Raw genomic sequence first — 17,814 nt, forward strand, 5'->3', positions numbered from 1 at the left:
GATGAAAGTTTGGCGCGGCTTTTTAAGATTTAGAGCCATTTATGTTATTTAAAAAAGGACAGTTTGCATGACAGACTCAGGCTTCCGGCTTAAAGGAAGTGTCGTTACAACGGTTTTGCTAGAGATTCAGACGTTTTCATTAGATGATATTGTGTTTCATTTAAAGGAAAAGATTGATCAGGTTCCGCATTTTTTTAATCAAGCGCCGATTATTATTGATATTTCAAAAATGAAGCGTGGTATTACGCTTGACGAATTTGAAGTGCTGATTCAGTCCGTCAGTGCGCTTGGTCTTGGGGTGATTGGTTGGCGTTGTGACCCAGAAGCTTTGCCGGTATGGCGTGCTTCGGTCACGATTCCGCTTTTGCCTGCTAGCAAAGCAAGAGCAATCAATATGTCGCCAGCGGTAAAAGAAGACACAAGTCCAGATGTGGTGGTGAAAACCGTAGTTGAAGAGCGTTTGGTGCCTCAAGCAACTAAGGTGATTACTAAGCCGATTCGGTCCGGGCAGCAAGTTTATGCTGAAGGGGATTTGATTATTTTGAATCAAGTGAGCGCTGGGGCAGAAGTGCTAGCCGATGGCAATATTCATGTTTATGGCGCGTTGCGAGGCCGTGCATTGGCGGGTGTCAAAGGTGATGTTGAGGCGAGAATTTTTTGCAAAAGCATGGAGGCTGAATTGGTTTCTATTGCGGGTAACTTTATGTTGAGTGATGCGCTGCAAAATATCGTTTGGAAAGACAGCGCGCAAGTGTTATTAGTTGACGATAGCTTAGAAATCGTACCGCTTTAAAATTTATTATTCATTTAATTTGTGAGATAAATTCCATGTGAGTTTATCGGGGGATAGGGCATTGGCAAAAATTATAGTAGTCACCTCAGGCAAGGGTGGTGTCGGAAAGACGACATCCAGTGCTGCTATTGGGACGGGTATTGCAATAAAAGGGCACAAAACGGTTATTATCGATTTCGATGTAGGCTTACGTAATCTAGACTTGATTATGGGATGTGAGCGTCGAGTGGTTTATGACTTTGTGAATGTGATCAACAAAGAGGCAACGTTATCCCAAGCGTTGATTAAAGATAAGCGCACAAAAAATTTGTTTATTTTGCCTGCGTCTCAAACTCGAGATAAAGATGCTCTTACTACTGAGGGTGTGAAAGAAGTCCTTGATGAATTGGCTAAGGATTTTGAATACATTATTTGTGACTCCCCAGCTGGCATCGAAAAGGGTGCTCAGATGGCGCTGTATTTTGCCGATGCGGCGATCGTTGTGACCAACCCGGAAGTGTCTTCTGTGCGTGATTCGGATCGTATTTTGGGTATTTTGCAAAGTAAGTCTAAACGAGCGGAAGAGGGTAAAGAGCCAATAGAAGAGTATCTTTTATTGACGCGTTATCATCCTGGGCGTGTTGCATTGGGTGAAATGTTAAGTGTGTCGGATGTTGAAGACATTTTGGCGATTCCGTTACTTGGTGTTATTCCTGAATCGGAAGCGGTATTAAAGGCGTCGAATCAAGGGACGCCAGTTATTTTGGATACTGAATCAGAGGCGGGTCTTGCCTACATGGATGCGGTGGATCGTTTGATGGGCGAAGAGCGTCCGTTGCGCTTCTTAGAGGTCCAGAAAAAAGGTTTCATTAAACGTTTGTTAGGGGGTTAGAGTGGGAATTTTTGACTATTTTAAAAGCAAAAGTACGCCTAGCTCCGCGTCCGTTGCTAAGGATAGGCTGCAGATTATTGTGGCTCATGAGCGTAGTAAGCGCCATCAGCCTGATTATCTGCCACAAATGCAGCAAGAAATTATTGATGTGATTCGTAAATACGTCAATATTGGTAATGAAGATGTGCAGATACAGCTTGAAAATACGGATGATTGTTCGGTATTAGAGCTGAATGTGACTTTGCCTGAGCAGAATTAGTTTTTCGTTATAGCCTGCCACGAGACAGCACCCAATAAGATCTTGATCCTATTGGGTGCTTTTTTATACAAAAATAATTAAGAATGATTGTCATTGTTTTACTGATATTTGGCATCGGTGTATTATCCACAACATTCTTTTTTTATTTGAGCTAAATTTAATGCTGCGTTTTTTTCTTGGGGTGATGGCGGTTGCTGCGTTTCTTTCGGCTTGTAGTGAGCCTAAGCAAGTCGTTGTTCATTCAGCTGAAGCAAACAAACCCTCGGTGGATCTCCCTGTTCCTTTAACAGACCCTAAAGCCTTACTTGGCTCGCAATTATTTTTTGATATGAATTTATCGAAACAGCGCAATCAGTCCTGTGGAACCTGTCATGATATTTCCCAAGCTTTTGTTGATAAGAGAACGGATGCTTTGTCTGGTGCGGTGTCGCTAGGCAGTGATGGCCATTCAATGGGCAGCCGCAATACTCCCACAGCGGGTTATGCGGCCTTTTCTCCGGTCTTTCATCAGATGGCAAACGGTGAATATCGTGGTGGCCAATTTTTAGATGGTCGTGCTTCTGGGTTGGCGCAACAAGCTGAAGGGCCTTTTTTAAACCCGTTAGAAATGGCATTGCCCGATGGTGCGGCTGTGATTGAACGGGTAAAAGAAAACGCACGTTATCTTAATTTATTTAATACGCTTTATGGTCAAGACGCTTTGGATGACGCAGAAAAAGGCTATGCCGCCATTACTGATGCGATTGCTATGTTTGAAAAAACGGCTCTGTTTATGCCGTTTGATTCGAAATATGACCGAGCACTACGAGGCGAAGAAACACTGACGCCGGAAGAAGAGCTTGGCAAAACGTTATTTTTTTCGCAGCAGTTTACTAACTGTAATGCCTGTCATCAGTTGAATACCTCACCGCTTAATCGCCAAGAAACCTTTAGCAATTACGAATATCGCAATATCGGTGTGCCAGCTAACCCTGATTTGATGGCACATAATGGTCATAAAAGGGATGTTGGCTTGTTGGATAATCCGACCATTGATGATCCTCTGCAGGCGGGCAAATTCAAAGTCCCGTCGTTGCGTAATGTGGCGGTGACAGGGCCTTATATGCACAATGGCGTTTTTAAAGATCTTCGTACCGTGGTGCTTTTTTATGATAAGTATAATAACCCTACACGCAGTGTTAATCCTGAAACGGATCAGCCGTGGGCAGAGCCTGAGGTGGCGGAGAATATTGATTGGGTGAATTTGCAAAAAGGCCCAGCTTTACCGGATCAAAGAGTAGATGCCATTGTTGCCTTTTTGAAAACGCTGACGGATAAGCGCTATGAGGCATTGCTTAATGCTCGGTAGCTCTTTTAATCCATAATGAAAAAGCACGACGTGTTGCTAATAGGGTAACTCCTTATTGTTTTCATTGATAAAACTGGCGGTCACGCGCAAATTTTATTAAATTGGTGGTTTGGTTTATTTTTCCGCACCCTGTATGTGCTACTTGAATTTGAAGGATTGAGAGAATGAAATATGTTCCACTTGGCCGAACTGGCCTAGATGTTTCGCGCGTATGCTTGGGCACCATGACTTGGGGGACGCAAAACAACCAAGCGGATGCCGATGCACAAATTGAATATGCTTTAGCGAATGGTGTGAATTTTATAGACACCGCTGAAATGTATTCAATTCCACCTAATGCTGAATCCTATGGTAAAACAGAAACCATTATTGGTGATTGGCTTGCACGCAACCCATCCCGTCGTAAAGAGTTTGTACTTGCGACTAAGATTGCAGGCCCGGGCCTCAAATACGTTCGTAATGGCAGTAATATCTCAGGTAAAACAGTGATTGAAGCGGTCGATGCTTCTCTAGCGCGTTTGCAGACAGAGTATATTGACCTTTACCAACTGCATTGGCCAAATCGTACCACGCCGCATTTTGCCAAGCACTTTCCTGGTGTTATCAGCTTTACTGATGTTGATCGTGATGAGCAGTCCGCTCAAATGTTAGATATTTTGCAAGGTTTAGAGACTTGTATTAAAGCCGGTAAGATTCGTCATTTTGGTTTGTCAGATGATACCACTTGGGGGATTAATGAGTTTATTCGTTTGAGTGATCAGCATGGTTTGCCCCGTGTGGCGTCTATCCAAAATGAATTTAGTTTATTGCACACAAAAGACTGGCCTTATTTGGTTGAAAATTGTGTTCATGACGATGTGGCTTACCTTCCTTGGTCACCGCTGGCGGCTGGGGCGTTAACCGGTAAATATCTTGGTGGTGCTCGCCCTGCAGGAAGTCGTTGGACTTATTCGCAGCGTAACGGCATTTTTCGTGATACTCCTCTGGTTGATAAGGCGGTAACGGCTTATATGGAAGTGGCTAAGCAGCATGGTTTTACCCCAGCGCAGTTGGCATTGGCGTGGTGTGATCAAGTGGATGGTGTGAGTTCAACCATTATTGGCGCGACCTCTCTGGATCAGCTAAAAGAGGATATGGCGGCGTTTGATATGACGCTGTCTGAAGAGGCTTTAAAGGATATTATGGCGGTCTTTAAAGAGTACCCTGTGCCATTTTAATCCATAAGCTGGTGGTATTATTATTTAAAAAAAGCGCTTCGGCGCTTTTTTTGTGCCGCGTTGCTTGGCTAAACAATAGAGCTTTATTTTTGGCAATAAAAAACCCGATGCAAACGCATCGGGTTTTTTTAGAAACAGAACTTAGTTAGAACTTAGTTCTTTTCTCTTTCTTTTTTCTCTTTAACCGCTGCGATAACCGTTTCCGCTACGTTAGAAGGACATGGTAGGTAGTGAGAGAACTCCATAGAGAACTGACCACGACCAGATGTCATTGTACGTAGTGTACTGATGTAACCAAACATTTCAGAAAGAGGAACGTCTGCTTTAATGCGAACGCCAGTTAAACCTTTCTCTTGGTCTTTGATCATGCCGCGACGACGGTTTAAGTCACCGATAACGTCACCAACGTGGTCATCTGGAGTGAACACGTCAACTTTCATGATCGGCTCGATCAATTGTGGACCGGCTTTTGGAATTGACTGACGGAAAGCGCCTTTTGCAGCGATTTCGAAGGCAATTGCAGAAGAGTCAACTGCGTGGAATCCACCATCGAACAATTCAACTTCAACGTCTAGTACTGGGAAGCCAGCTAGAACGCCCTGAGTCATCATAGACTTGAAGCCTTTTTCTACTGCAGGGAAGAATTCTTTTGGTACGTTACCGCCCACAACAGAAGAAGTAAATTTGAAGCCAGAACCCACTTCAGCAGGTTTGATACGGTAATCGATTTTACCGAACTGACCAGAACCACCAGACTGTTTCTTGTGAGTATAGGTATCTTCAATGGCCTTAGTGATGGTTTCACGGTAGGCAACCTGTGGTTGGCCTACGATAAGATCTACACCGTAAGTACGTTTCAAGATATCTACTTTGATGTCTAGGTGAAGCTCACCCATACCACGAAGAATGGTTTCACCAGAATCGATGTCTGTCTCAACGCGGAAAGTTGGATCTTCTGCCACCATTTTACCAATCGCAACACCCATTTTCTCGTTACCACCTTTGTCTTTCGGTGTAACAGAAATAGAGATTACAGGCTCAGGGAAAACCATCGCCTCAAGTGTGCAAGGGTGTTTTGGATCACAAAGAGTATGACCTGTCTGTACGTTTTTCATACCAACAATTGCAATGATGTCGCCCGCTTGTGCCGTGCTGATTTCATTACGATCGTTTGCATGCATTTCAACCATGCGGCCCACACGTTCCGTTTTGCCCGTGAAGCTGTTAAGGATAGTGTCGCCTTTGTTCAATACGCCAGAGTAGATACGTACGAAAGTAAGGGCGCCGAAACGGTCATCCATGATTTTAAATGCAAGGGCTTTAAGAGGCTCTTTAGCGTCTACGATTGCCTTCTCACCCGTTGGATTGCCTTCTTCATCTGTAAGATCTTGAGGGTCTACTTCAGTTGGGCTTGGTAGGTAATCAACAACAGCGTCAAGAAGAAGCTGCATGCCTTTGTTTTTAAAAGCAGAGCCACAGTAAGTTGGGAAGAATGCAAGGTCGCGCGTACCTTTACGGATGCAGCGTTTCAGGTCTTCAATAGAAGGCTCTTCGCCATCCATGTAAGCCATCATGACATCGTCATCTTGCTCTACAGACGTTTCAATTAGTTTTTCGCGGTATTCTTCAACAATTTCTTCCATATCCGCTGGAACATCTTCGATACTGTAGTTTTCTGGCAAGCCAGAATCATCCCAGATGTAAGCTTTGCGAGTTAGTAGGTCTACAACGCCACTAAACTCATCTTCAGTACCAATTGGAAGCACCATGATAAGTGGTGTCGCACCTAGTACTTTTTGTACTTGCTCGGCTACACGGTAGAAGTTAGCACCTAGACGGTCTAATTTGTTGACGAAAATTAAACGTGCAACTTCAGAGTCGTTGGCATAACGCCAGTTAGTTTCTGATTGTGGTTCTACGCCGCCAGAACCACAGAATACGCCAACGCCGCCATCAAGAACTTTTAGTGAACGGTATACTTCTACTGTGAAGTCAACGTGTCCAGGTGTGTCGATAACGTTAAAGCGGTGATCTTTCCAGAAACAACTAACAGCCGCAGACTGGATGGTAATACCACGTTCAGCTTCTTGTTCCATGAAGTCAGTAGTTGATTCACCTTCGTGAGTTTCACCTAGTTTATGGATTCTGCCGGTTAGTTTAAGAATACGTTCTGTGGTGGTGGTTTTGCCCGCGTCAACGTGAGCAAAAATACCGATGTTTCTGTATTTTGATAAGTCAGCCATTACATTACTCTAATAAGTTAGGACGAAATTTGCGCGTTAGTATACAAGACTTTTTACATGGGTAGCCAAGTATTTCGCGCTATTCTATTATATTTTATGTGTTTAAAGGAAGGGGCAAGATAAAAGCATTTCATAAATGTCGTCTGAACCCTTTGATAGCGGCAACAATATTGAATTCGTGATCGATTCGAGAGGGAAAAGAGTTTGTTTTGCAAAAAACGATTAAGAACAATGGGTGATAGAAGGGTGTCTATATTGCGCCGGTGAATAAGAGATCATGGCGACAAGGATAACGGTGCTTATAAATACTAGGCGCTAAGAGAGTACTTATAAGTATCGTTATCCTTGACTCTATAGGTGGTTCTTGATTAAGACCAGGACCCCGCGCTGTTTTTTCTGCGACGCAGCATGGGTAATAATAGCCCTAGCAATAAACCGCCAAAGATTGTGGCAGCACCGAGCATAAACCATTTTTGTTCAGTGCTGTTTTGCAATTTTTCAGACCGTGCAACGGCGGCGTCAGCTTGTTGTTTCAGGCTCGCTAGCTGGTAGCTTACATCGTCATTTTGAGAAACGATGGCTTGTGCTTTTTGAGTCAAGTTGACTGCGTCTTGAAGTTGTTGTTTTAAAGACTCGTTTTCATCTTGTAAGCTAGTGTTTGTACGATTTAATGTCTGGATCTTTTGTTGGCTAACGTTGAGGGTGTTGGCTATTTCATCTCTGCTTTCTATGCTTCGGTTAAGGCGAGTTTGTAAGTTGTCTAGTTGATCTCTTGTCACCATGTCTTCACTGAGGAAATAATCGGCTACCCAGCCTTCGTTCCCGCTAGGCGTTTTGACTTTTGTGTAGCCTTCGCTTTGCTCTAGAACATCTAATGGCGTTCCGCTTTTTAGGCCTCGCTCCACCGCTCTGGTGTTGTTGTCCAGACCTTCTCTGATCGCAACAAACTGGATATCGGACACGTACACTGTCGCTGATTGCACAGTGGTAGAAAGTAGTAATCCAGCAATGAGGCTGGTAAGGCATTTTTTAGACACGTTAAGTTCCTTTAACAATCAATCACTTTATCTGTTTAATACGATAATCATGAGATGAGCATTACGCAATAGAAAAGGCCATCGTAATGGCCTTTTATCGTGATTTTATTGAAAATGTTTTGTCTAGCGGCGCAAGAATAGCGGTCTTGGGTCGGCAACATCGCCTTGGTAGGTGATTGAAAAGGGCTTGTGTAAGAGAAGTGCTTTTTCAAGATCGACTGTGTCACTGAACTGAAAGCTATTAAACCCAACTCGCAAAAGGTAGCCTAATTGGTCAGGGATAAAATGTCCAAGTGCTCTTATCTCACCTTTGTAGCCAAGTCTTTCACGCAATAGGCGAGCATAACTAAAGCCTCTTCCGTCGGTGAATGCCGGAAAATGAACGCCGATAATGTCAAATTGATTAACATCAATGTCTTCTAGAAACTCAATGCCATCCCCTGCTTCTAGCCAAATACCTGCGATATTGCCAATAGTGTCCTTTTCTGACAGCCATTTTTGTGCCGCCACTATGCTATTTGGCGAGACCTCTTGTTCAGCGTCTTGTAACCATTGGTAGGTGTTTTCAATGATTTCACCGTTTTTAATTAGCTTTGGCATAAGCGGCCTCTTTGAATGGGGTGATGCCAACGCGGCGATAGGTGTCGATAAAGCGTTCTTCTTCAGAACGTTTTTCAACGTAAACATTCATTAGCTTTTGAATAACGTTGCTGATTTCTTCTTGAGCAAATGAAGGTCCAAGAATTTTACCAATGCTGGCGTCATGGCCAGAAGCGCCGCCGATTGAGATTTGGTAGAACTCTTCGCCTTTTTTGTCCACACCTAGAATGCCAATATTGCCAACATGGTGATGACCACAGGCGTTCATGCAGCCTGAGATGTTTAAGTCAATGTTGCCAAGGTCGTAAAGATAATCAAGGTCGCTAAAAGTGTCTTGGATTTGTGCCGCAATGGGGATGGATTTTGCGTTTGCCAACGCACAGAAGTCGCCACCTGGGCAGCAAATCATGTCTGTTAGTAAGCCAAGGGTAGGGGTGGCAAAGCCTGCTTCTTTTGCGGCATCCCATAGTTCAACAAGTTGTTCTTGACGAACATCTGCTAACACTAAGTTTTGTTCGTGACTGACGCGCAATTCACCGAAGCTGAACTTATCGGCAAGATCGGCGGCTTTTTGCATTTGTTCTGCTGTCGCATCGCCAGGTGCTTGCCCTGCTTTTTTAAGGGTTAGAGTGACGATACGGTAGCCGGCTTTTTTATGTGTGAAAGTGTTGCGCTCATACCAGCGAGCAAAGCCAGCGCTGTCGGTCAGTTTGCTTGTCAGGCTGCTTGGTTGATCGGTTAGTGTTTCGTAGGCTGGTTCAGAGAAGAAGCTAGCAAGACGGTCGAATTCACTCATAGGAACGGTGCTTTCTTTACCGCGAAGATGTGTCCACTCAGCCTCTACACGATTGCGGAACTCTTCAATGCCAAGTGCTTTAACCAATATTTTAATGCGAGCTTTGTATTTGTTGTCGCGACGTCCTTGTTGGTTATAAACGCGAATGATGGCGTCTAGATACGTCAATAAGTCCGCTCGCGGAATGAATTCGCTGATGGTAACCCCCACCATTGGGGTACGGCCTAGACCACCACCAACGATGACTTTAAAACCGATTTCACCGGCGGCGTTTTTCTTTATGTGCAAGCCAATATCATGCACTTGTGTTGCGGCACGATCTGCGGATTCTGTGGCGTTTACCGCAATCTTGAATTTGCGCGGTAAAAAGGCGAACTCAGGGTGGAAGGTTGACCACTGACGAATCAATTCACAGTAAGGGCGTGGGTCAACGATTTCGTCTGAAATAACACCGGCGTATTGGTCTGTTGTGGTGTTACGAATACAGTTGCCGCTGGTTTGTACTGCGTGCATTTGTACTTCAGCCAGCTCGGCCAGAATGTCTGGCACGTCTTCGATTTTTGGCCAGTTCAATTGTAGGTTCTGACGAGTACTAAAGTGCCCGTAAGATCTATCATAGCGACAGCTAATATCCGCTAGTTTGCGTAATTGAGCGCTCGATAGCATGCCGTATGGAATAGCAATACGCAACATAGGGGCGTAGCGCTGTACATAAAGGCCGTTTTGCAGGCGCAATGGTAGAAACTCTTGCTCGCTCAATTCTTGATTTAAATAGCGGCGTGTTTGGTCGCGGAATTGTGCTACACGCTCTTCAACAAGCTGTTGGTCAATGACGTCGTATTGATACATAGTGAAATGAACCGTGGTTGATAAATGTTAGTTAAGCTATGGTAGCAAATATCCTTTATTCTAAAAATGAATATTTATCTATATCTTTAGGGGTTTTCCTAATAAGGCTTATTCGGAATCTCTTGGTCGAGACAGTGGCTAAACAGAAAAAGGAAAAATACCCTACTTTTTTACTTGGTCTTTGGCTTTGTTCCTGATCTCCTGTAATATAGCTTTCATTGATCGTTAGTAGATTTTGAAAGGGTTATTATGAATATTACAATTACCGATGGTGCCCAAGAATATCTTTCTTCCTTGCTAGAAAAACAAGGGGTAGAAGGGATTGCGGTACGCATTTTTATTCAGCAACCGGGTACGCCTTATGCTGAAACTTGTCTTGCTTATTGCCGTCCAGACGAAGTGAATGAGACAGATGAAATCTTGAATTTGCCAAAACTGAAAGTGTATATTGAAAAAATGTCGGTGAATTTTTTAGACGAAGCCTATGTTGATTACGCGACGGAAAAAATGGGTGGTCAATTAACGATTAAAGCGCCTAATGCCAAAATGCCGAAAGTCACGGCAGACAGCCCAATTGAAGATCAAATTAATTACGTGCTTTATTCTGACATCAACCCAGGTTTGGCGGCTCATGGTGGCGAAGTGAGTTTGCTTGAAGTGATTGATGGCCAAATTGCGGTGTTGAAATTTGGTGGCGGTTGCCAAGGCTGTAGCGCAGTGGATCTAACCCTTAAAGAAGGGGTTGAAAAAACCTTGATTGAGAAGGTTCCAGGGCTTACTGCGGTGAAAGACTCGACCGATCATACGGTGACGGACAACGCGTTTATGTAAGTTGACCTTACATGGGTATCCAATAAAAAGGGAGTGGCTGTATGGCGACTCCCTTTTTTTTGTTTTGATGGATTAATGCGATAAAACGCTAGCTAATCAATCTTATCCGCGTTGACGTTTTGGCAGGACGTCACGTAAGGCATTTGCCATATCGGTGAGTGTTTTTTCTGTTGTTTCCCAGTCAATGCAAGCGTCTGTAATAGAAACGCCATATGCTAAGTCGCTCAGGTTGGCCGGTACTTTTTGGTTGCCCCAGCCGATGTTGCTCTCGATCATCAATCCCATAATGGATAGGTTACCCGCCAGAATTTGTTGCGTTGAGTCTTCTGCAACCGTGACTTGGCGCTCAGGTTTTTTGTTTGAGTTCTCGTGAGAGCAGTCAACCATGATGTTGTGCTTTAAGTTGCCTGCCGTTAAGGCTTGTTCACTTAATGCGATGTTTTGCGCATCATAATTGGGTAGGCCGTTGCCGCCACGTAGAACAAGGTGACCGTAGGCGTTGCCTTTGGTGTTTACGATGCTGACTTCGCCGCTTTCATTGATGCCTAAAAAAGAGTGCGGATGAGAAACCGACTGCATCGCGTTAACGGCAACGGTTAGGCCGCCATCGGTGCCGTTTTTAAAGCCTACAGGGCCTGATAAGCCGGATGCCATTTCACGGTGGGTTTGTGATTCTGTTGTGCGGGCGCCGATAGCTGACCAGCTGATAAGGTCTTGAATATACTGAGGTGAAATAGGGTCTAAGGCCTCGGTGGCAAGAGGGAGGCCGAGTTCGGCTAAATCGATCAGTAGCTTGCGACCAATGCGAATACCTTTGTCTATATCAAAAGTACCATCTAGGTTAGGGTCATTAATTAGACCTTTCCAGCCGACCGTTGTGCGTGGCTTTTCAAAGTAAGCACGCATAATAACGTAGAGCGTGTCGTCCAGTTTTTCAGCAAGGGCTTTTAAGCGTACGGCATAATCTAATGCCGCTTGTGGGTCATGAATGGAGCATGGCCCAATGACGATAGCCAGACGGTGGTCTTTACCGTCCATAATGTTTTTTATAATGTCGCGGGATGTCGCGACATGGCTGCTCACGCTTTCACTGACAGGCAGTGCTTGTTTTAATTGGCTCGGTGTTACCAAGGAGGTAAAAGAGGCAATATTTAAGTCTTCAAGACGTTTGTTACTCATTGCGGGGTTTCCTGCTTTTTTGCTTTTAGTTATAGCGTTTAACAATATCGTGTTTTTCCCTTTGAATGAACCGCTTAGTGATCATTTTTTGTTTTTTTAAAAGAAAAGATATTTTACGCCAAAAGAGAAAAGGGCGGTGGCGAGAACGGGTTGTAAGACATGGTTGGGAACATGGCTGGCAATACGGGTACCGATATAAATGGTCGGGATAGAGCCGATTAAAAGGGCCGCGAGCAATGTGTAGTCAACATTGCCTAAAAAAAGATGCCCTGTGCCTGCGACTAAGGTCAGCGGTACGGCGTGCGCTAAATCAGTCCCTACTATATTTTTAGCCCGCATGACGGGAAATAGTATCATCATGATGGCGGTTCCTAATGCACCCGCGCCCACAGAGGTCAGTGTGACGAGCACGCCTAAGATGAATCCGCAGACAAAGATGATTTTGGTACTTTGATCGACGGATATGTTGACGTTCAGCACATGGGTTAGTTTGGCTCTGAACACTATGACGACGGCAGTGAGCACAAGCATGATGCCTAATGTGCTGGTTAAAACTTCTTGGTAGTGGTCGGGTTTTTCAAATCTTGAGAGTGCCCATACAGTAATAAGTGAAGCGGGAATGCTGCCGGCCGCCATAGCGAAAACGATTTTCCAGTTTACATTGCCGCGTTTAGCGTGCATCACGACGCCTGTACTTTTTGCTAGACCAGCGTACATAAGGTCTGTGCCGATGGCGATGTGCGGCGGGAAGCCAAACATTAATAGCAAGGGCGTCATGAGTGAGCCACCACCGACACCAGTGATGCCGACAGCCAGTCCAACCGCAGCACCCGCAAAAATGTACCAAAGAAAATCCATTAGAAAACCATAGTGAAGTGAATTAAGCTGGCAACATTAGAGGTTTTTTACTATTCTATAAAGTAATATTTTATTATGTTTTTAACTCTTTTTCGAATAAGGCAGACGATGAAGTTACAGCAGCTTAGGTATATATGGGAAGTGGCGCGTCATGACTTGAATGTTTCGGCGACGGCGCAAAGCTTGTACACGTCACAGCCTGGCGTTAGTAAGCAGATTCGTCTTTTGGAAGACGAGTTGGGCGTTGAGGTATTTGCGAGAAGTGGCAAACATTTGACGCACGTGACGCCTGCGGGTGAAAAAATCATTGCTTTGGCGGGTGAAGTGCTGAGTCAGACGCAAAACATCAAACGCGTGGCGAAAGAGTTTAGCGATGAGCGCAAAGGCTCTCTGGACATTGCTACGACTCACACTCAAGCGCGATATGCTTTGCCTAAGGTGATTAATCAGTTTATCGAAGGGTATCCAGACGTTACTTTACACATGCATCAAGGAACGCCAATGCAGATTGCCGAAATGGCGAACGATGGGGTGGTGGATTTTGCCATTGCGACAGAGGCGCTGGAACTGTTTGGTAATTTGGTTATGTTGCCTTGTTATACGTGGAACCGTTCGGTGGTTGTGCCCAAAGATCACCCGCTGGCAAAAGTGAATAAGCTGACGTTGCAGGCGTTGGCTGAATATCCTATCGTTACTTATGTCTTTGGGTTTACGGGCCGATCACAGCTTGATCAGGCATTTCAAGAAGCCGAGCTGAAGCCTAATGTGGTGTTTACCGCGGCAGATTCTGATGTGATCAAAACCTATGTTCGTTTAGGGCTTGGTGTCGGTATCGTTGCCTCAATGGCGCACGATGAGTTGCAAGATGTGGATTTGGTTGCTCTAGATGCATCGCATCTATTTGCAGATAGTTGTACCAAAATAGGGATTCGTAGTAATACCTTTATTCGTGGGTATATGTACAAATTTATTGAGTCTTTCGCGCCTCATCTAACAAAAGATGTTGTGATGGCTGCCATGGAGGCGGGCAATAGACAAGATGTGGAACTGTTGTTTAAAGGTATTGAGCTTCCTAGGCACTGATCGCCATTGCGACCATAATCGCTAGGCATTAGTGATTATTGCTATGTCACAAAAAAGCCGCATCTATTTATAGGTTGCGGCTTTTTATATGATGTTGAAAGTGCGATGTAAAAATGTGATGCGATAAAGACAAAAAACTTATTTTTGTAGTTTTATCGCCATTTCTGCAATGCGTTTGCCTTGTGCTTCGCAGAGTGCTTTTTCGTCATTGGTCAATGTCGTTTCATGGGTGCTGTTTGCTAGGTGGCTGGCGCCATAAGGCGTTCCACCTGCCGTTGTGCTAATCAATTCTTTGTTTTTGTAAGGCAGGCCAAGCCAAATCATACCGTGATGCAGTAAGGGCGTCATCATGCTATGAATGCATTGCTCTTGTCCGCCATGCAGGGTGCTTGCGCTGGTGAAGCCGCAAGCGGGTTTGTCAATCAGTTGTCCGGTTAACCACAGTGTCGAGGTTTGATCAATGAAATGCTTCAGCGGGGCGGCCATGCTGCCAAAATACGATGGTGAGCCGATGGCAAGGCCTGCGCAGTGTGCCAGCTCTTCTAGCGTGCAATACGGTGCGCCATCATCGGGTAGTGCGGGAGACGCCACTTTTGTCGTGTCTGAAACCTCTGGCACTTGGCGCACCTTTGCTTCCATGCCATTGGTCTTGTTGATGCCGCGAGCAATGTATTTTGCCATTTCCGAGACGGAGCCGTGGCGGCTGTAAAACAAGACCAATACGTAGGGTGACGGAGTCATTATGTTTTCCTATTTACTTAAAAAGCGTCAAAACGTCTTCTGGCGGGCGGCCAATTTTTGCTTTGTCATTGTGTATGACAATAGGTCGCTCTATTAGGGCTGGCGTCTTGTGCATGGCTTGCAGGCGTTCTTCGTCTGTAGAGTCTTTGTTTAAGCCAAGTTCTTTGTAAGCCGCTTCTTTGGTGCGCATGAGTTCGAGCGGGGTAATGTCTAATTGAGCGAGCAAGGTTTTGATTTCATCTATGCTGGGTGTGTCTTGCAAGTACAGCCTGATTTCTGGCTGAAGGTTGTTTTCTTCTAAAAGTTGTAGGGTTTGGCGAGATTTTGAGCAGCGGGGGTTGTGGTAAATAGTGGTCATTCTGGCTCCTATTTATGGTGTGCTTGCTTTTAAATAGTGACCAGCTAATTCGCGAGCTGGTCACTTAGGTCTTAATAAGGTTATTTTTTGCTTAAAATAAAATCGATCGCGTCAGCAATAGCGATGTCTTCGTTTTCGCCGGCTTTACGATATTTATATTCTAAAGTGCCTTTCTCTAAACCTTTGTCGCCCACTACTAAACGATGCGGAATACCTAGGAGTTCGCAATCGGCAAATTTAACGCCAGGGCGTTCTTTGCGATCGTCCAAAAGAACATCTAAGCCTTTCGCTTTGAGTTCTACGTATAGGCGATCACATTCGTCGCGTACGGCTGCGGATTTGTCATAGTTCATTGCCACAATGGCAATATCGAACGGCGCGATGCTTTCTGGCCATAAAATGCCTTTTTCATCGAAATTTTGTTCGATAGCCGCTGCAACGATACGAGAAACGCCAATGCCGTAACAGCCCATGTGCATCACTTGCGCTTTGCCGTTTTCATCTAGAACAGTCGCTTTTAGGGCTTCTGCGTATTGTTGACCAAGTTGAAAAATATGACCGACTTCGATACCGCGTTTAATGACGATAGTGCCTTGCCCATCTGGTGAAGGGTCGCCTTCAACAACGTTACGAATATCAGCGATTTCAAATTCAGCGCAATCGCGTTCCCAGTTTAAGCCGGTAAAATGGTAGTCGTCTTTGTTTGCGCCAGCACAGAAATCTGACATGACTGCCGCGGTGCGGTCTGCAATAACGCGAATGCCTTTCTCCACTAAACCTTTCGGTCCGATAGAGCCTGGAGCGCAGCCTGTTTTGGTAATGATGTCTGCTTCGTCTGCGAACTCAAAAGGCGTGACTATTCCAGCGAGCTTTTCTACTTTAATGTCGTTGATGTTGTGGTCGCCACGTAGCACAAGAGCGGCAATCGTTGGTTGACCGTTGTCATCAACGGCTTTTACGAGCATGGTTTTTACTGTGCTGGTGACGTCTAACTTCAAAAATTCAGCGACTTTTTGAATCGTTTTGCAGTCAGGCGTGAATACTTCTGTGATGTCTTGTGTTGGCGCATCGGCTTTTTCTTTTAGGCAAACCGCTTCGGCTAGCTCGATGTTTGCCGCAAAGTCAGATGAATCGCTAAATGCAATGTCATCTTCGCCAGAATCGGCTAACACATGAAATTCGTGTGAGTAGGCGCCACCAATGCTGCCCGTGTCCGCGCGTACTGGGCGATAGTCCAAGCCGATACGGTCAAACACATTGCAGTAAGCTTGATGCATGACGTCATAGGTTTGTTGCAATGACTCTGCGCCAACGTGAAATGAATAGGCGTCTTTCATGCAAAATTCGCGGGAACGCATGACGCCAAAGCGAGGGCGAACTTCATCACGGAATTTAGTTTGAATCTGAAAAAAGTTCATTGGAAGCTGTTTGTAGCTCGTCAATTCGTTACGCGCAAGCTCTGTGATGACTTCTTCATGAGTTGGACCAAGGCAATAATCGCGACCATGGCGATCTTGCAAGCGAAGCAGTTCAGGGCCATATTTCTGCCAGCGTCCAGTTTCTTGCCATAGTTCTGCGGGTTGAACGCCCGGCATCATCACTTCAAGAGAGCCTGCTTTTTCCATTTCGTCGCGGACAATACTTTCGACTTTACGGAAAACTTTTAGGCCCGTTGGTAGCCAAGTGTATAGACCTTTTGATATTTGACGAATCATACCAGCACGAATCATTAGCTGGTGGCTAGTGACAACGGCGTCAGTAGGAGCGTCACGTAGGGTAGAAAATAAATAGTTGCTTGCGCGCATAATAGTGTCTGTGTCTTGAAGGTTAAGTTGTAAAAAAATTGTATTAAACGGTTATTTTAGCCAGCAAAGCGAGGTTCAGTTTGACCTCTTACGTTTGTTTTAAGTGCAAAAATTCCGCCGGCTTGTGGGAATTGCTTCAGTTCTTCTGCTGTTTGCGCGCCACGGCACGTGCTGACGAATAGCGTTTTCATTTCTGGCCCACCAAAAGCGACCATGGTCGGGTAGGTTGCTGGAACGGGATGCTCTTCTAAAATCTTACCTTGAGGGCTGATTTTGACGACGCGCTGACCTTGGTAGAGTGCGGACCAGTAATTGCCTTCACTATCTACTGCGGCACCGTCAGGGCGCCCGTTGCCACGAGGAAACTCAATGAAGACGCGCTTATTGGTCGCCATGCCCGTTTCTAAGTTGTAGTCAAACTGATATACCACATGGTTTGGGGTATCGGAATAATACATGATCTTATTATCGGGCGAAAATGCTAAGCCATTTGAGGTCCAGGCTGCTTGGTCAATAAGTGTTTCTTGGCCTTGGCTGAATTGATGTAGGGCACCATTAAAAGCATCTTTCGGCGAGTACATGGTGCCCGCTAGGAAGCGACCTTTTGCGTCACAGCGGCCGTCGTTAAAACGTGTGGTTTTTTGATCATAGGTCGCAAGCCAATAAGGCTTTAAGTCGGCAGTGAAGCCATCAAACGTGTACACTCCAGAGCGAAATGCTGCAATAAAGCCGCCATGTTCGTCTAGAGAGAAACAGCCGATTTCTTCGTCAAATTCTCGACGGGTTAGGTCGTTTGATTTTGTGTCGTAGGCATATAATATGAAAGAGTCTATGTCGACAAAATAGAGCGTTTGAGTTCGTTCGTCCCAACGAGGACATTCGGCTAATGTTGCTTGTGCATTCACGGCACACTGCATATCAGTCATGCGGGCTCCAAGTCTCTGAG

At 45.1% G+C, this 17,814-nt stretch carries 17 protein-coding genes; 7 read left to right on the forward strand and 10 right to left on the reverse strand.

Features of this window, described 5'->3' with window-relative positions; genetic code table 11:
- Positions 1-67 precede the first annotated feature (67 nt).
- From minC to J8N69_RS15460, 5 genes are all read left to right on the forward strand, one after another.
- Positions 68-793: a septum site-determining protein MinC gene (minC, locus tag J8N69_RS15440; protein ID WP_168827514.1), complete on the forward strand. Its 726-nt coding sequence runs from the start codon at positions 68-70 to the stop codon at positions 791-793.
- Positions 794-854: 61 nt separating this feature from the next.
- Complete coding sequence (gene minD, locus J8N69_RS15445; RefSeq protein WP_168827512.1) at positions 855-1,664, forward strand: septum site-determining protein MinD; 810 nt, start codon at positions 855-857, stop codon at positions 1,662-1,664.
- A 1-nt stretch (position 1,665) separates the two neighbouring features.
- Positions 1,666-1,923, forward strand: a complete 258-nt coding sequence (minE, locus tag J8N69_RS15450) for a cell division topological specificity factor MinE (protein WP_168827510.1) — start codon at positions 1,666-1,668, stop codon at positions 1,921-1,923.
- Positions 1,924-2,083: 160 nt separating this feature from the next.
- Positions 2,084-3,271: a cytochrome-c peroxidase gene (locus J8N69_RS15455; RefSeq protein ID WP_211085214.1), complete on the forward strand. Its 1,188-nt coding sequence runs from the start codon at positions 2,084-2,086 to the stop codon at positions 3,269-3,271.
- A gap of 164 nt (positions 3,272-3,435) precedes the next feature.
- Complete coding sequence (locus J8N69_RS15460; protein WP_168827508.1) at positions 3,436-4,488, forward strand: aldo/keto reductase; 1,053 nt, start codon at positions 3,436-3,438, stop codon at positions 4,486-4,488.
- Between the two features lie 152 nt (positions 4,489-4,640).
- Here the strand turns inward: J8N69_RS15460 and fusA are convergent, their stop codons facing one another.
- From fusA to J8N69_RS15480, 4 genes are all read right to left on the reverse strand, one after another.
- Positions 4,641-6,731: an elongation factor G gene (gene fusA, locus J8N69_RS15465; RefSeq protein ID WP_168827507.1), complete on the reverse strand. Its 2,091-nt coding sequence runs from the start codon at positions 6,729-6,731 to the stop codon at positions 4,641-4,643.
- 368 nt (positions 6,732-7,099) lie between these two features.
- A complete protein-coding gene (locus tag J8N69_RS15470; protein WP_168827505.1) occupies positions 7,100-7,768 on the reverse strand; it encodes a TIGR04211 family SH3 domain-containing protein in 669 nt (222 codons plus the stop codon).
- A 123-nt stretch (positions 7,769-7,891) separates the two neighbouring features.
- Positions 7,892-8,368 (reverse strand): DUF934 domain-containing protein, encoded by a 477-nt coding sequence (locus tag J8N69_RS15475; RefSeq protein WP_168827503.1) that lies wholly within the window; start codon positions 8,366-8,368, stop codon positions 7,892-7,894.
- Positions 8,352-10,013: a nitrite/sulfite reductase gene (locus J8N69_RS15480; protein WP_168827501.1), complete on the reverse strand. Its 1,662-nt coding sequence runs from the start codon at positions 10,011-10,013 to the stop codon at positions 8,352-8,354. The genes J8N69_RS15475 and J8N69_RS15480 overlap by 17 nt, the downstream gene beginning before the upstream one ends.
- A 249-nt stretch (positions 10,014-10,262) precedes the next feature.
- Between J8N69_RS15480 and nfuA the strand changes: the two genes are divergently transcribed.
- Positions 10,263-10,844, forward strand: coding sequence for a Fe-S biogenesis protein NfuA (gene nfuA / locus J8N69_RS15485; protein ID WP_168827499.1), 582 nt, complete (start codon positions 10,263-10,265; stop codon positions 10,842-10,844).
- A 102-nt stretch (positions 10,845-10,946) separates the two neighbouring features.
- Here nfuA and J8N69_RS15490 read toward each other — a convergent pair whose 3' ends face one another.
- Together J8N69_RS15490 and J8N69_RS15495 are read right to left on the reverse strand one after the other, a co-directional pair.
- The gene (locus J8N69_RS15490) at positions 10,947-12,023 is read right to left on the reverse strand and encodes a 3-deoxy-7-phosphoheptulonate synthase (RefSeq protein WP_168827497.1); all 1,077 of its coding nucleotides are present in this window, start codon (positions 12,021-12,023) and stop codon (positions 10,947-10,949) included.
- A 96-nt stretch (positions 12,024-12,119) separates the two neighbouring features.
- Complete coding sequence (locus J8N69_RS15495) at positions 12,120-12,881, reverse strand: sulfite exporter TauE/SafE family protein (protein ID WP_168827495.1); 762 nt, start codon at positions 12,879-12,881, stop codon at positions 12,120-12,122.
- A gap of 108 nt (positions 12,882-12,989) precedes the next feature.
- Here J8N69_RS15495 and cysB point away from each other — a divergent pair, with 108 nt between their 5' ends.
- Positions 12,990-13,964: an HTH-type transcriptional regulator CysB gene (cysB, locus tag J8N69_RS15500; protein ID WP_168827493.1), complete on the forward strand. Its 975-nt coding sequence runs from the start codon at positions 12,990-12,992 to the stop codon at positions 13,962-13,964.
- 138 nt (positions 13,965-14,102) lie between these two features.
- On the opposite strand, the gene wrbA is transcribed toward cysB, so the two are convergent.
- The 4 genes from wrbA to J8N69_RS15520 all read right to left on the reverse strand — a co-directional run bounded on the left by wrbA (position 14,103) and on the right by J8N69_RS15520 (position 17,794).
- Positions 14,103-14,705 (reverse strand): NAD(P)H:quinone oxidoreductase, encoded by a 603-nt coding sequence (gene wrbA, locus J8N69_RS15505; RefSeq protein ID WP_168827484.1) that lies wholly within the window; start codon positions 14,703-14,705, stop codon positions 14,103-14,105.
- 13 nt (positions 14,706-14,718) lie between these two features.
- Entirely contained in the window at positions 14,719-15,063 is a 345-nt protein-coding gene (gene arsC / locus J8N69_RS15510) for an arsenate reductase (glutaredoxin) (protein ID WP_168827482.1), read from the reverse strand.
- An 80-nt stretch (positions 15,064-15,143) separates the two neighbouring features.
- A complete protein-coding gene (locus J8N69_RS15515) occupies positions 15,144-16,868 on the reverse strand; it encodes a proline--tRNA ligase (protein WP_168827480.1) in 1,725 nt (574 codons plus the stop codon).
- Between the two features lie 56 nt (positions 16,869-16,924).
- The gene (locus tag J8N69_RS15520) at positions 16,925-17,794 is read right to left on the reverse strand and encodes an SMP-30/gluconolactonase/LRE family protein (RefSeq protein ID WP_168827479.1); all 870 of its coding nucleotides are present in this window, start codon (positions 17,792-17,794) and stop codon (positions 16,925-16,927) included.
- Between the last annotated feature and the right edge of the window lie 20 nt (positions 17,795-17,814).

The sequence above is a fragment of the Marinomonas profundi genome (assembly GCF_020694005.1).
Lineage (GTDB): Bacteria > Pseudomonadota > Gammaproteobacteria > Pseudomonadales > Marinomonadaceae > Marinomonas > Marinomonas profundi.